We start from the raw sequence: 13,259 nt of genomic DNA, 5'->3' as shown, positions 1-13,259 counted from the left end.
AAGGTCATTGCAAAGCCTCAAATTTCGGGTTTAAATCAAAAGTTATTTAAAGCGGAATTTGAAAATAAAATACGGAATATTAAGCTGAATTACCACTCAAACTCTGAATTGAATTACGTTTGACTTTTAAGCTCGTTGCGGAATCGAAAACTGAATTGAAAAGCGGAATTTCACTCAATCGGAATTTAGCAAGTTATGGAATTGCTTACTTGAAATCTGAATTAAAAATATTGCAGAATTTGAGCAAGTTTGCGGAATGAAAATCGAGCTGAATAAAACATAAAATGCGGAATTAAAAAACCGACTGAAATAAAATATTAACGAAAAAGTAAACGGATAAAAAAGCACTAAAAGCTAACAATGTATAAAAATAATTGCTATTTTAGGCTTAAACAAAGTTAGTTGCTCGTTTGCTTGCTTCTGATTTTCCTTCGGAAAATCCTCGCACTCAAACACGCAACTATTCTTATACTAGACCGTTGTGTGCAATTTGAAAAACGAAAAGTTTGAGAAATAAATTACTGATTTTACTGACCTTAATTTCTCTCAATTCTTGCCAAATGAATTGGTATGGAGATATAGATTTAGGCGCTGACTTTTACTATATGGTTGAACCAGCTTTCAACAGTATTGTAATCCCAGTAAATCTGGACGAACCTTATAAATCCAGTATCTACGTAATAAAGGACATTGAAAGTGTCGGATTTAATAAAAACTATATTCTTGCGACTTCGAAAAACGGAGAGGAAATAAAATATTGGCGGATTGACAAAAATGCGGAATCAAAAGAATTAGGTTATAAGGATGACTCAATAATGGAATTATCAAACGTTTCGGAAATCAATTCAGCGGAATTTAATCAAATAAAGACTGCCGAAAATATCAATCTGAAAACCAAATCGGAATACCGAAAAGAGCTGAATTATGAATAAAAAACTGCACACAACAATGTATAACCGCAATTACGGCGGATTCGACTACGTCCGAATCCACGCGGAATTGCTAACGTCAGTGCCAAACCGAAAATTAACGCATATTAACCCGTAACTGACGGTTATACGAGACCGTTGGCAAACATTATGAGAAATGACTGAAAAAAGACCAATTTATAGTACTTTTTCGTGGATACGCTTTGTAAAGGACATAATTTTTGTATTAATAATCCTCTATTTCGTAATAAATATATTTATTGGACTAAATAAAGAAATAAGTATTAATGCCATTGCAATAGGAATTTTTTTATTAGCCTTCATAATAATGATTGACTCAAAAGAATTGGAGGTATATAACAATATTTTAAGGATTAAAAGCAATCACCTTTTTGGATTATTCTCACGTAAAACTGACATCAAATTATCCAATATTAAAGACATAACTTGTGCTGGAAAACATTCTCAGAAAACTGATTTAACACAGGACATTTTGCGCTTAGTTGCACCTGTCTATGACTTTAAAAACACGCTGACAATTAAAACTTTTGACAATAAGACTTTTGTGTATGACGTATATATTTACAAGGAAAAACTTGACAAAGTAATCAGCATAATAAAAAAAACGTTTGCCAACACCGTGTAAAAATAATTGCTTGATTCTAGCCTACTCGGAAAATCCTACGGATTTTCCTCTGGTTCGTTTCATTTTTAGTAAGTTAGTTGCTTGCACACGCAACTATCCTTACACCAACACGTTGTGCGTAATTATGACCCGTCCTGAATAAAGGCTACATAATTTCAAACATTATGTACAAAAATGACAAAGTAATCAGACGGTATTCAGAACCTTTTAAACTGAAAATTTTAGACGAACTTACAACAGGAAAACTAAACAAATATCAACTAGGGAAAGCCTACGGTATTGCACCAACTACCATTAATGAATGGATAAGAAAGTACAACCGTAAAGACCTTATGAACACTAGAATAACTGTGAAAACCAAAGACGAAATAACACGCATTAAAGAACTTCAAAAAGAGATTGAACAACTAAAAAAATTGTTGTTAAAGAAAGATCTAGATGCAATGATTCAAGATTCATACCTGGAAGTTGCTGCCGAAGATCTTGGCTATAAATCTGTTGCAGAACTAAAAAAAAAGCTAAATATAGAGCGCTAAGTAAAACCAAAGACAAAGCTAAAGGATTTGCGTCTTTAACCACTATTTGTATGGCTTTCGGGCTTAAACGTGATGCGTACTACAAGTATAAATATAGAGCTGACAAACGTTTAAAACTTGAACAACAGATCATTCAAATTGTGAACCAAAAGCGCAGGTCCTTGCCTAGAGAAGGCGTACGTAAACTCAAAATATCTTTAAAAAATGAGTTTGATAAAGCAAACCTTAAAGTAGGCAGAGACACGCTTTTCAACATTCTTAGAAAACACAATATGCTTATAACCAGAAAGAAACCCAGCTACAGAACTACCAATTCTTTTCATAGGTTTTACAAACATAAAAACATCATAAAAGATGTACTTGTTAATAGACCTAATCAGGTTTGGGTATCGGATATTACATACATCAGAACTGTAAAAGGATTTTGCTACTTGGCCCTTATAACTGACATGTATTCTAGAAAAATCATAGGTTACGACCTTAGTGATAGCCTTGAACTTAGCGGTTGTACCAGAGCTCTTAAAAAAGCATTATATCAAGCTAAAAACACAGAAAACCTAATACATCACTCGGATAGAGGCATACAATATTGTAGCAATATATACACACAAATTTTAAAGAGAAACAACATCAAAATTAGTATGACAGAAGAAAATCATTGCTACGAAAACGCTATTGCTGAACGTGTAAACGGCATCCTAAAAGACGAGTTTTATCTTGACCAGACCTTTGATAGCATACAACACGCCAAAAGAGCAACAAAAAGTGCAATCAATCTATACAACCAAATTAGATTACATGTATCTTTAGACTATAAAACACCAAATATGGTATATTTAAAAACAGCGTAAATCAATTTTTAACCTGTAGCCATATTTCAGGACTAGACATTAGCCTATGAAGCCAAATCAGTACTTATTTGAGAAATTCAAAAATCTATTGAATGAAGAATTCTCTCAAGAGATAAATAAATACGAAGATGGTAATCATCTTACGATTGCAGATACAGGATTCTGGATTTCTGTAGATGATAAGGAATTAATTATTGGATTTGGACTGAATCACACTCATTATAATTTTGACTATGATTCAATGGAAGATGCTATCGATACATTCTTTTTACTATTAACCAAAAAAAAGAAAATCACTGATTACTCAAAAGGATCAAGAATATTTAAAACCAAAGTAGAAATTGAAGTAGACAACGAGGAATTAATAAACCTTGGAACAACTGCTACATTTCCTTTAAAGTTTTGGAAAAAAACAGAGTTAAAAACATCCTACTCTAATGAATTATTAAAAACGGAAAAGGTTACAGAACAATGGAAAGAGTTAATAAACTACGCACAACACTATGTATAATTAATGGCTGGTTTTAGCTTGTTTACGAAAATCCTCGCGGATTTTCTATTCCGTTTTTATTTGCTAAATTAGGTTCTTAAACACGCCACTAATCATACACAAACACGTTGTAAAACATTTGAGGAAATGCTCGAACACAATAAAGAAATTGAAAAAATAATTGAACGGAACATAAACGAATCTTCGTCTGAAACGGAAATAGAAGAGTTTATATCTGATTTAAAAAAGGCAGGTTCTAATCCGATTTCGACAATGAAAATAATTGTGGAAAAGTTAAATATGGATTTCGGAAAAGCAAAAGATTTAGTCTTTAATTCTTCAAGTTGGAGTTTCTTATATTCTCAACCAAATCCCTTTACGCAGGATTTTTTGGATATAGCTGCTGAAGACGCTGACAAAGTTGAACGAAAAGATGGAAAGGTCATTTCTGTAACTTATAAATTGGACAAGGGCTCTGAAAGCAATTAGGATGAAATTAATAGACGAATTAAACGCTGAAAACGGTTCATTTTTACTTGAATTAAGAACTGACTTAAATTGGAATCACGATTCGTTTATTAACCTACTGACCGAACTAAATGCTGAATGTAAACGGACAAAAGAAAATCTGAATTTATCACGAGATACTGCTTGTGGAATTTGGTATATATCTGATTTTATCAAAAATTGGACTGAACATCAAAATTTCCCAAAAAAATTCGCTGAAGAATATTATGAAAAAGCCTATGAATTAATAAATGATTTGGCTTACTCATACTTTATGGCTGAATCACCTTATGAATCGGAATCTGAAATTGAAAATAAAATAGCGGAATTAAAAAACGTTTTACAACACCGTGTATAATTCATTGCTTCTGATTTTCCTTTCGGAAAATCCTCGCGCTGAATTATTGCCTGTTATTTTTTACTAAATTAGTTGCCAAATCAACGCAACGAAATCATACACAAAACCGTTGGCATTAATTAGAAAAAATGAGCAAAATTCAAGATAAAATGTTTCTAGAAATTAGAAACAAAGATATATTTAATCAAGCACAGCAATATGCTTTTGACTATATAGAGAACGTTTTTGAGCGAAATGTTTTTCCTACCCAAGAAGCACTTAATAACTTATCCATATTCGATGAGGAACTTCCTGTAGATTCGACAAATGCTAAAAGTGTAATAGAACAATTAAATAAATATGGGAGTCCTGCAACAACCGCAACATTAGGAGGAAAATACTTTGGATTTGTTTGTGGAAGTGCCGTTCCAGTTGGTTTAGCAGCTAAAAATTTAGGTACATATTGGGATCAAGCACCTGCAATGAACGTTCTCTCACCTATCGGTAGTAAGTTAGAATCTGTAGTAGAAAAATGGCTGATAGATTTATTTAATTTACCTAAACAATCTTCTGCTGGATTTGTGAGCGGTACATCGACAGCTAATTTATGTGGCTTAGCAGCGGCTAGGTATCGTATTCTTGAAAGAAATAATTGGGATATAAATAAAAATGGACTTAGAAACGCACCTCAAATAAGAATTGTAACTGGTAAACAATCACATTCAACAGTTTTGAAAGCAATCGGAATATTAGGTTTAGGAACAGAGAGCATAGAATGGGTTGATGTTGATAATCAAGGGAGAATCATAACTGAATTAATTCCTGAATTGGATGAAAATACTATTTTAATTCTACAGGCAGGTAATGTAAATAGTGGAGCATTTGATGATTTTGAAAAAATATGCGAAAGAGCTAAAAAAACAAATACTTGGGTTCATATTGATGGTGCGTTCGGTTTGTGGGCTGAGGCTGTAAATGATTTGAAATATTTAACTAAGGGAATAAACAATGCTACTTCTTGGGCTGTAGATGGACACAAAACATTAAATACACCTTACGATTGTGGAATAATACTTTGTTCAGACCAAGAGGCTATGACTTCTGCACTTCATATGTCTGGAAGCTATATTGTAGAAAGTACCGAAAGAGACGGAATGTTTTACACACCCGAAATGTCTCGAAGAGCAAGGATAATTGAGTTGTGGTCTATAATGAAGTACTTAGGAAAGAACGGAATTGATGAAATGATTTTAACAATGCATCAAAGAGCCAAACAGTTTGCAGAAGAAATAGGCAAAATAAGAGGTTTCTATGTCGAAAACGACATTGTGTTCAATCAAGTTATTGTTAGATGTGACAATGATAAAATTACAGAGCAAGTGTTGAATAATATTCAAATGCTAAGAGAGTGTTGGTTAGGAGGCTCAATGTGGTATGGCAAAAAAGTTATGCGAGTTAGTATTTGCTCTTGGGCAACTACTAAAAATGATATAACTAAATCAGTAAAATCATTTGAAAAGGCTTTGGAATTGGAAATAACTAATGCCAACAATGTATAAAAATAATAGCGGTTTAATCGCTAAAACAAAAGTATGTAATAATTTAAAAGTTCTGTGTTTAACCAAAAAGTTAGTGTTCCAAAATTCGCTACTATTCTTATACAAACCGTTGTGTACAATTTGAGAAATGACAGCAATTAACAAATTTACGTTTGGAATCCTATTTCTTTTGTCGTCTTGTGGAAACTCAAAGGATTTGACAAAATCGACTTCAAATCAAACAAGTGAAATGAAAAAAATACTGACTGACCTATTCCAAAAGTCATTGACTACAAATGACAATAATTATTTCACTTCCGAGCAAATCAAAAATAAATGGATTGGAAATCTTCCCGCAACAGAAAAAGAAATTGCAGAAACTGAAATTAGGCTTGGAATTAAATTACCTGCCGACTATAAAGAATTTCTAAAAATAGCAAATGGATATCCGACTTATAATGATGCAGTTGAGCCAAGTTTTGAGAAAATAAATCAAATTGAATATTTGAAAAATTTTGACCCAGATATGATTAAAATTTGGAGTCAAAAACAAACAGAAGATATTGGAAAAGAATTAAATAAAAGTATAATTGTTGCTGGAAAGCAAGAAGAGCAATGGTTTCTTTTAATACCGCCAACTGACAAAAATGACAAATGGAAATATTGGAAATTTGCAAGTTGGATTCCAGGAGAAATAGAATATAAAAATCTGACCGAATACTTTTTGGATACAATAAACGGAATTGAATAAAAAAACTGTACACAACACCGGCTATAGTTCATTGCTTCGGAATTTTCTGCCGAAAATTCCTTCCACTTAACTATCTTTGGTTTACGGCGGAAAATCCTCGCGGATTTTCACGCAACGAAACCATAGCCAAACACGTTACCCAACATTTGAAAAAAACGACATTCTACATATCATTCATAGTTTTTATTCTGACTTTTTCGAGTTGTAACTTTTCAAAAAAACCTGAAAAACTACCGAAAACTGAACAGTATGTAAAACTGATTGGAAAATGGAAAGTAACTAAATCTAATTTCTTACCGTTTGAGCATCCTTCTTTCTGTGAAAAAATGGGATTGAACTCAATATTTGAATTTGATGAGTATGGAATTTTAAAAGTTTATGAAAATGACAAGACGAAACGGAATTGTAACGACCATCAAAAATTCTGGATTGACGGAACTGAATTAATAGCTTTCGAATACGATGTAGGATTTCCGTACGAAATTCTAAAACTGACTTCTGACTCTTTAATAATAAAGTCGGAAATCGTGCCTGCTTACTTATTCAAAGAAGAAAATATTAAAACCGCTAAAGATTTAGAAGGAGACGACATAAAATTTATAAGAGAAAACGGAATTATAATTACGCTGAAAAAACAAAAAAACGTTGGGTAACAATGTATAACCGCAATTACGGCGGATTCGACTACGTCCGAATCCACTCGGAATTGCTAACGTCAGTTCTAAACCGAAAATTAAGGCATATTAACCCGTAACTGACGGTTATACGAGACCGTTGTAGCCAATTTGAGAAAAAACTATGGAATACATATATAATCCCGAAGAATTAGATAACCTTGCTGGTAATGTTCTTCAACAAAAAGCGACAGAAATTAAACAGCGGTTTGATTATAGAAGGTCGTACTTTCATACATTAAGAAATAGTATATCGGATATTGAACAATGGACAACATTGAATGACAATTTAATTTCATTTGATAAAAATAAATTCAATCCTTGGAATCAACAATGGAATAATACATTAAGGTCAAATAATGTTAATACAATCAAACAGTTTTTCGACAGAGCTGTTTCTTTCTTTCAAGAATTAGAAGAGGAAGTAGGTTCAATCAAACCTCAATATTTAAATTCAGACGAAGTAGAAAGCCTAAAAGAAGAAGTTCTCAAGAGAATTGACGAGGATATGGTCTCTTTAAAAAATGATGTCACCGAACAAATTAATAATGGAATTACCAACGTACTGGATTTGAAATCTGAACTTGGTTTACAAAAAAACTTTGCTGACAACTTGAAAGACGTGAGAAAAACTTCAAATATCACAAAATATTGCTTTTTAGGAGGTTTTATTATTTCACTTATTGGAATAGCTGGATTTTTAGTTTTCAGCTATAAATTAACGTATATACAAAACCTTGAATCTTACGAAAAAATATTAGTTAGGCTCGGTGCTGTTTCCTCTTTAGCTATTTTATCCTATTTCTTATTTCAACAATTTAAATTGCATCAAATTTTACATTTAAAATATACTCATTTGGACAATTTTCTTGGTGGTGGAGCAACTTATATTAATCAATTAGTTAGTCAAGATGGAGACTTAAAAAAGATAACCAATAAAAGACTGACTGAAATGTTTATGGAGATTGACGATACAATCGGGAATGCAAAACAAGTTCAACATCCAACTGACAAATATTCTGAATCATTTAAACAAACCCTTGATAGTGTTTTAGGCAAAGTGAATGATTTGGCTAAAACTGTGAAAGAAATAAAAAATCCAACGGAATAAAAAACTGGCTACAACAATGGCTATAAGTAATTGCTTGTTCTCGCCTACTTCTGAAAATCCTCACGGATTTTCAGCTTGGTGTGTACTTGCAAAGTTAAGTGCTAAACCACGCAACTACTCATAGCCGAGACCGTTGGGCACAATTATGACCCGTCCTGAATAAAGGCTACATAATTTCAAACATTATGTACAAAAATGACAAAGTAATCAGACGGTATTCAGAACCTTTTAAACTGAAAATTTTAGACGAACTTACAACAGGAAAACTAAACAAATATCAACTAGGGAAAGCCTACGGTATTGCACCAACTACCATTAATGAATGGATAAGAAAGTACAACCGTAAAGACCTTATGAACACTAGAATAACTGTGAAAACCAAAGACGAAATAACACGCATTAAAGAACTTCAAAAAGAGATTGAACAACTAAAAAAATTGTTGTTAAAGAAAGATCTAGATGCAATGATTCAAGATTCATACCTGGAAGTTGCTGCCGAAGATCTTGGCTATAAATCTGTTGCAGAACTAAAAAAAAAGCTAAATATAGAGCGCTAAGTAAAACCAAAGACAAAGCTAAAGGATTTGCGTCTTTAACCACTATTTGTATGGCTTTCGGGCTTAAACGTGATGCGTACTACAAGTATAAATATAGAGCTGACAAACGTTTAAAACTTGAACAACAGATCATTCAAATTGTGAACCAAAAGCGCAGGTCCTTGCCTAGAGAAGGCGTACGTAAACTCAAAATATCTTTAAAAAATGAGTTTGATAAAGCAAACCTTAAAGTAGGCAGAGACACGCTTTTCAACATTCTTAGAAAACACAATATGCTTATAACCAGAAAGAAACCCAGCTACAGAACTACCAATTCTTTTCATAGGTTTTACAAACATAAAAACATCATAAAAGATGTACTTGTTAATAGACCTAATCAGGTTTGGGTATCGGATATTACATACATCAGAACTGTAAAAGGATTTTGCTACTTGGCCCTTATAACTGACATGTATTCTAGAAAAATCATAGGTTACGACCTTAGTGATAGCCTTGAACTTAGCGGTTGTACCAGAGCTCTTAAAAAAGCATTATATCAAGCTAAAAACACAGAAAACCTAATACATCACTCGGATAGAGGCATACAATATTGTAGCAATATATACACACAAATTTTAAAGAGAAACAACATCAAAATTAGTATGACAGAAGAAAATCATTGCTACGAAAACGCTATTGCTGAACGTGTAAACGGCATCCTAAAAGACGAGTTTTATCTTGACCAGACCTTTGATAGCATACAACACGCCAAAAGAGCAACAAAAAGTGCAATCAATCTATACAACCAAATTAGATTACATGTATCTTTAGACTATAAAACACCAAATATGGTATATTTAAAAACAGCGTAAATCAATTTTTAACCTGTAGCCATATTTCAGGACTAGACATTAAAACCAAATGAACAGACTACTGATTTTATTTCTTTCTTTATCCATAATTGGTTGCAGTAAACAAAAGAAAATTTGGGACAATGGATTGACTAAAAGTGCGGAAAAAATTATCGAATATACGATTCGAATTCAAGAAGATTCCTTAAAAAACGAAATTCGAGACACACTTTTAATTGCAATAAAAAAATATAGAGATGACGACCAATTAGCACTTCAAACTCGAAAAACTTTGTTTGACAATGGACAGATGGAAATTGAGTATGTCTATGACTATTCTGACAGATTAAAGCAAGAAATTGTGAAAATGTCAACAGACAGTCTGCCATTTAAAGTAAACTATTCCTATAAAAACTCATTGCTTTTTCAATCAAGCGGAATTATGGATAATGAAACTGAAAGGTTTGAGCAAATAGAAACTCATTATTACAGAAATGACGATACCAAAGAGAAGTCAATAATGAGACAAATATTTCTTGACAAAGAAACCAATGACACAATTAGAAATTCAACTGTAAGTACTTACTACAATACTAACGAAAAAGTTGACAGTATTTTATCAATCAATCTTCGCAGAAAAGGACAAAACCGAAAAGCAGTATACGAATTTGACGGAAAGAATTTTATCGGACTAAAAGAATATAATGAAACAGACTCTTTGTTGTCAAATCAGAAATTTGAGTATAAAATGGACGAATTTGACAATTGGACTGAAAAAAAGGTAATTGAAAACGGAATTCTGAAAAGAATAATAATCCGAGAAATAAAATATAAATAACTGTGCCCAACAACGTGTAAGCGCAATAACGGCTGAATTTCTTAATCGGAAATTCAACTCGTTTTGCTAAATTAGGTGCGTCAGCTGAAAGTACTCGCGCACTTTCCCGTTACTGACGCTTACACAAAACCGTTGGCGTTAATTTGAACCAAATGAAGAACTTTACAATCTACATCATTTTATTAATCCCTTTTTTGACAATTGGACAAACTAATCCATTTGAAAAATTGGAATATGATAAGGTTATTGCATATGAATATCAAGGACAAGGCGGATTGTTAATTGAAATGTGTCTTGACAAGGAAAAAGAAAAAATAAATAAGACATTAAACCTGACTGATGAACAAACAAGAAAACTGGAAAAGATTTTGACATCGGAAAAGGCCTATGGAAATACGACTATGTCTTGTTTTGACCCTCACTTTGCCGTTATTTATTATCTGAACGAAAAAATAGTTGGAACTATTGATATTTGTTTGGATTGCAATTATTTAATCTCATCGGAAAAAATCCCTGCGACAGAATTAAAAATGATAAAGATTTCAGATGATTACTCTTATCCCGCAAAAGGATTTAGTAAAAACGCACGGAAAGAAATTTACGAATATATAAAGGCACTTGGATTCACTAAATATTTAAGACCTTTAACATCATATCTTGACGAATGAAAACCATTTTAAAAATCTTTTTTATTGTTCTAATTTTTGCATCTTGTAATGAAGTAAAAAACACCAATTATTGTAAAAATCTTGAGGATATAAAAAAGTCATCTAAAGAAAAGATAGAAACTATTGCTTTTGAAATTACTCAACACGAGCAATTTGACTTTGACCAATCTGAAACCGAATATTGTATGGATTCGGATAAGAGAATAACGGTTAGATATACAAACGGAAATAAAAAATTAGAAGCGATAATTGATACTTTATCTTTCGAATATTTAATAATAAAAAACTAACGCCAACAATGGTGCCTGTTGCACAACGTGATAAATATAAGATAAAATTTCATAAATTGTATTATAATTCTTATGTTTAATAATGCAAGGCAAAAAAGAGTATCAGGAGAAATTATTCAACAATTTTCAGTTAAGTGTTCGTGTACCAGAGCACAATTTCTATCGCCGATTAAAGGGTGTTTTACAATTAGAGTTTCTGTATCAAGAAACCAAAGGATATTATGGTAGCAGTGGTCAAAAGAGCATAGATCCTGTGGTGTTTTTTAAACTTTGTCTGGTGGGGTATCTGGAAAACATCACCAGCGACCGCAAGCTCATCGAGCATTGCAGTATGCGTTTGGATATTCTTTATTTTCTAGGTTATGATATTGATGAAGAATTACCATGGCATTCTACCATCAGTCGTACTCGAGGATTGTTTCCGGAGTCTGTATTTGAAGCGGTATTTGGCAGAGTTTTTGAGCTTTGTGTATCGGCCGGAATGGTCAGTGGGCATACTCAGGCCATCGACAGTGCCCCTGTCAAGGCCAATGCTTCTATGGACAGTTTGGAACTCAAGGTCCCAGAAGCAGATTTGGACAGCCACCTGCGAAAAATCCGCCATATCAGTAAACGTGATAAAGACCAACCGCTACATCAGGCTAAAGGCAACAAAGCGGATATTGATCAGCAAACTTTATCGGCCAGTGCTAAGGAGTTACAAGCCATAAAAAGCAGAAACAGTAAATGGGCAAAGGAACAGGACCAGCGTCCCGGAGCGGGCAATAAAGGCAGCAGATATACCAGTAACAAAACCCACTACAGCCCAACAGACCCCGATGCCCGCATTAGTGTTAAACCGGGTAAATCCAGAAAGCTGAATTACCAAAGTCAGCTTACGGTAGATACAGCTCATCATGTGATTAGTGATATTAAGGCTTATCATGCCGATGGAAAAGATAATCAACAATTAGCAGACATCGTGGTTCGCGTACAACGTCGCTTACGCCGATCAGGATTAGTCTGGGAAAACTGTGTGGCCGATACCGGGTATAGCAGTGGAGAGAATTACGCCTTTCTGGAAGGGAGGAATTTAAAGAGTTTTATTCCGGCACACGGGACTTATAAAGGCTGCCCAGACGGGTTTACCTATAATGAAACCCAAGATTATTATGTTTGCTCACAAGGTAAGATCATTCCTTTTAAAAAGGGTTTTATGAAACAAAGAACCACACCAAGAAGAAAGAATACCGCGCCTCAAAGAAAGTGTGTATCGATTGTCCAATCCGCCGTGAGTGTTTAGGTAAGAGTGCCCAGGAAAAGAAATTCACCGTAACGTATTACCGCGCGGAGTATGAGCGAAACATTGGGCGTGTAAATAGTCCACAGGGGCGCTATATGAAAGCCAAGCGACAAAGCACAGTAGAGCCCGTATTTGGAACCTTAACCCAGTTTATGGGACTTAGGAAAGTCAATACCATTGGCATTAAGCAAGCTAATAAGTGTATGCAGCTCTCGGCCATAGCCTACAACCTTAAAAAGTACTTGAAATTCATAGAAAAACACAGTAAAAGCGGGGCGGCAAGTCTGCAAACTCATTTTTGCATGTATAAAGGCATAATAGGCCTTGTTATTAGCCCCAGAAAGCATCTTGATTTTAGATGGTGAATAACTACCAAAAACAACAAACGCCCTGAAAATAGGCGTTTGTAATTCAAGTTTTTATA

At 33.5% G+C, this 13,259-nt stretch carries 18 protein-coding genes; all 18 read left to right on the top strand.

What is annotated here, in order from left to right:
* The first annotated feature begins 506 nt into the window (after positions 1-506).
* Entirely contained in the window at positions 507-932 is a 426-nt protein-coding gene (locus tag KFZ70_RS02575; RefSeq protein ID WP_139698579.1) for a hypothetical protein, read from the top strand.
* Between the two features lie 154 nt (positions 933-1,086).
* Positions 1,087-1,575 carry a hypothetical protein gene (locus KFZ70_RS02570; protein ID WP_139698921.1) on the top strand — a complete coding sequence of 163 codons (489 nt, stop codon included), beginning with the start codon at positions 1,087-1,089 and terminating at the stop codon, positions 1,573-1,575.
* Between the two features lie 164 nt (positions 1,576-1,739).
* Positions 1,740-2,111 carry a transposase gene (locus KFZ70_RS02565; protein ID WP_099570149.1) on the top strand — a complete coding sequence of 124 codons (372 nt, stop codon included), beginning with the start codon at positions 1,740-1,742 and terminating at the stop codon, positions 2,109-2,111.
* A gap of 50 nt (positions 2,112-2,161) precedes the next feature.
* On the top strand, positions 2,162-2,962 hold the full coding sequence (locus tag KFZ70_RS02560; protein ID WP_407515701.1) for an IS3 family transposase: 801 nt from the start codon (positions 2,162-2,164) through the stop codon (positions 2,960-2,962).
* Between the two features lie 46 nt (positions 2,963-3,008).
* Positions 3,009-3,473, top strand: a complete 465-nt coding sequence (locus KFZ70_RS02555; protein ID WP_139698869.1) for a hypothetical protein — start codon at positions 3,009-3,011, stop codon at positions 3,471-3,473.
* 126 nt (positions 3,474-3,599) lie between these two features.
* Positions 3,600-3,941: a hypothetical protein gene (locus KFZ70_RS02550; RefSeq protein WP_139698868.1), complete on the top strand. Its 342-nt coding sequence runs from the start codon at positions 3,600-3,602 to the stop codon at positions 3,939-3,941.
* Position 3,942: 1 nt separating this feature from the next.
* Positions 3,943-4,317 (top strand): hypothetical protein, encoded by a 375-nt coding sequence (locus KFZ70_RS02545; protein WP_139698867.1) that lies wholly within the window; start codon positions 3,943-3,945, stop codon positions 4,315-4,317.
* A 128-nt stretch (positions 4,318-4,445) separates the two neighbouring features.
* Positions 4,446-5,855, top strand: coding sequence for an aminotransferase class V-fold PLP-dependent enzyme (locus KFZ70_RS02540; protein WP_139698866.1), 1,410 nt, complete (start codon positions 4,446-4,448; stop codon positions 5,853-5,855).
* 127 nt (positions 5,856-5,982) lie between these two features.
* The gene (locus KFZ70_RS02535) at positions 5,983-6,585 is read left to right on the top strand and encodes an SMI1/KNR4 family protein (RefSeq protein WP_407515889.1); all 603 of its coding nucleotides are present in this window, start codon (positions 5,983-5,985) and stop codon (positions 6,583-6,585) included.
* Between the two features lie 146 nt (positions 6,586-6,731).
* On the top strand, positions 6,732-7,238 hold the full coding sequence (locus KFZ70_RS02530; RefSeq protein WP_139698865.1) for a hypothetical protein: 507 nt from the start codon (positions 6,732-6,734) through the stop codon (positions 7,236-7,238).
* Positions 7,239-7,383: 145 nt separating this feature from the next.
* Positions 7,384-8,370, top strand: a complete 987-nt coding sequence (locus tag KFZ70_RS02525) for a hypothetical protein (protein ID WP_139698864.1) — start codon at positions 7,384-7,386, stop codon at positions 8,368-8,370.
* Positions 8,371-8,555: 185 nt separating this feature from the next.
* Entirely contained in the window at positions 8,556-8,927 is a 372-nt protein-coding gene (locus tag KFZ70_RS02520) for a transposase (protein WP_099570149.1), read from the top strand.
* 50 nt (positions 8,928-8,977) lie between these two features.
* Positions 8,978-9,778 carry an IS3 family transposase gene (locus KFZ70_RS02515; protein WP_407515701.1) on the top strand — a complete coding sequence of 267 codons (801 nt, stop codon included), beginning with the start codon at positions 8,978-8,980 and terminating at the stop codon, positions 9,776-9,778.
* A gap of 49 nt (positions 9,779-9,827) precedes the next feature.
* Positions 9,828-10,595, top strand: a complete 768-nt coding sequence (locus KFZ70_RS02510) for a hypothetical protein (RefSeq protein ID WP_139698901.1) — start codon at positions 9,828-9,830, stop codon at positions 10,593-10,595.
* A gap of 152 nt (positions 10,596-10,747) precedes the next feature.
* The gene (locus KFZ70_RS02505) at positions 10,748-11,263 is read left to right on the top strand and encodes a hypothetical protein (protein ID WP_139698902.1); all 516 of its coding nucleotides are present in this window, start codon (positions 10,748-10,750) and stop codon (positions 11,261-11,263) included.
* Positions 11,260-11,553: a hypothetical protein gene (locus tag KFZ70_RS02500; RefSeq protein ID WP_139698903.1), complete on the top strand. Its 294-nt coding sequence runs from the start codon at positions 11,260-11,262 to the stop codon at positions 11,551-11,553. The genes KFZ70_RS02505 and KFZ70_RS02500 overlap by 4 nt, the downstream gene beginning before the upstream one ends.
* 82 nt (positions 11,554-11,635) lie before the next feature.
* A complete protein-coding gene (locus KFZ70_RS02495) occupies positions 11,636-12,835 on the top strand; it encodes a transposase (protein ID WP_407515886.1) in 1,200 nt (399 codons plus the stop codon).
* Positions 12,799-13,200, top strand: coding sequence for a transposase (locus tag KFZ70_RS02490; RefSeq protein WP_407515884.1), 402 nt, complete (start codon positions 12,799-12,801; stop codon positions 13,198-13,200). Before KFZ70_RS02495 ends, KFZ70_RS02490 begins: the two co-directional genes overlap by 37 nt.
* The last annotated feature ends 59 nt before the right edge of the window (positions 13,201-13,259 follow it).

Source organism: Allotamlana fucoidanivorans (genome assembly GCF_045788535.1).
Classification (GTDB): Bacteria; Bacteroidota; Bacteroidia; order Flavobacteriales; family Flavobacteriaceae; genus Allotamlana; species Allotamlana fucoidanivorans.
The sequence above is the reverse complement of the archived record's forward strand: the minus strand, read 5'-3'. Positions and strand labels throughout refer to the sequence as shown.

Bases quoted from the DNA above. Each gene is read 5' to 3' on its own strand.
- KFZ70_RS02570 (WP_139698921.1), top strand. From the start codon at position 1,087: ATGACTGAAAAAAGACCAATTTATAGTACTTTTTCGTGGATACGCTTT.
- KFZ70_RS02565 (WP_099570149.1), top strand. From the start codon at position 1,740: ATGTACAAAAATGACAAAGTAATCAGACGGTATTCAGAACCTTTTAAA.
- KFZ70_RS02560 (WP_407515701.1), top strand. From the start codon at position 2,162: ATGGCTTTCGGGCTTAAACGTGATGCGTACTACAAGTATAAATATAGA.
- KFZ70_RS02555 (WP_139698869.1), top strand. From the start codon at position 3,009: ATGAAGCCAAATCAGTACTTATTTGAGAAATTCAAAAATCTATTGAAT.
- KFZ70_RS02550 (WP_139698868.1), top strand. From the start codon at position 3,600: ATGCTCGAACACAATAAAGAAATTGAAAAAATAATTGAACGGAACATA.
- KFZ70_RS02545 (WP_139698867.1), top strand. From the start codon at position 3,943: ATGAAATTAATAGACGAATTAAACGCTGAAAACGGTTCATTTTTACTT.
- KFZ70_RS02540 (WP_139698866.1), top strand. From the start codon at position 4,446: ATGAGCAAAATTCAAGATAAAATGTTTCTAGAAATTAGAAACAAAGAT.
- KFZ70_RS02535 (WP_407515889.1), top strand. From the start codon at position 5,983: ATGACAGCAATTAACAAATTTACGTTTGGAATCCTATTTCTTTTGTCG.
- KFZ70_RS02525 (WP_139698864.1), top strand. From the start codon at position 7,384: ATGGAATACATATATAATCCCGAAGAATTAGATAACCTTGCTGGTAAT.
- KFZ70_RS02520 (WP_099570149.1), top strand. From the start codon at position 8,556: ATGTACAAAAATGACAAAGTAATCAGACGGTATTCAGAACCTTTTAAA.
- KFZ70_RS02515 (WP_407515701.1), top strand. From the start codon at position 8,978: ATGGCTTTCGGGCTTAAACGTGATGCGTACTACAAGTATAAATATAGA.
- KFZ70_RS02510 (WP_139698901.1), top strand. From the start codon at position 9,828: ATGAACAGACTACTGATTTTATTTCTTTCTTTATCCATAATTGGTTGC.
- KFZ70_RS02505 (WP_139698902.1), top strand. From the start codon at position 10,748: ATGAAGAACTTTACAATCTACATCATTTTATTAATCCCTTTTTTGACA.
- KFZ70_RS02500 (WP_139698903.1), top strand. From the start codon at position 11,260: ATGAAAACCATTTTAAAAATCTTTTTTATTGTTCTAATTTTTGCATCT.
- KFZ70_RS02495 (WP_407515886.1), top strand. From the start codon at position 11,636: ATGCAAGGCAAAAAAGAGTATCAGGAGAAATTATTCAACAATTTTCAG.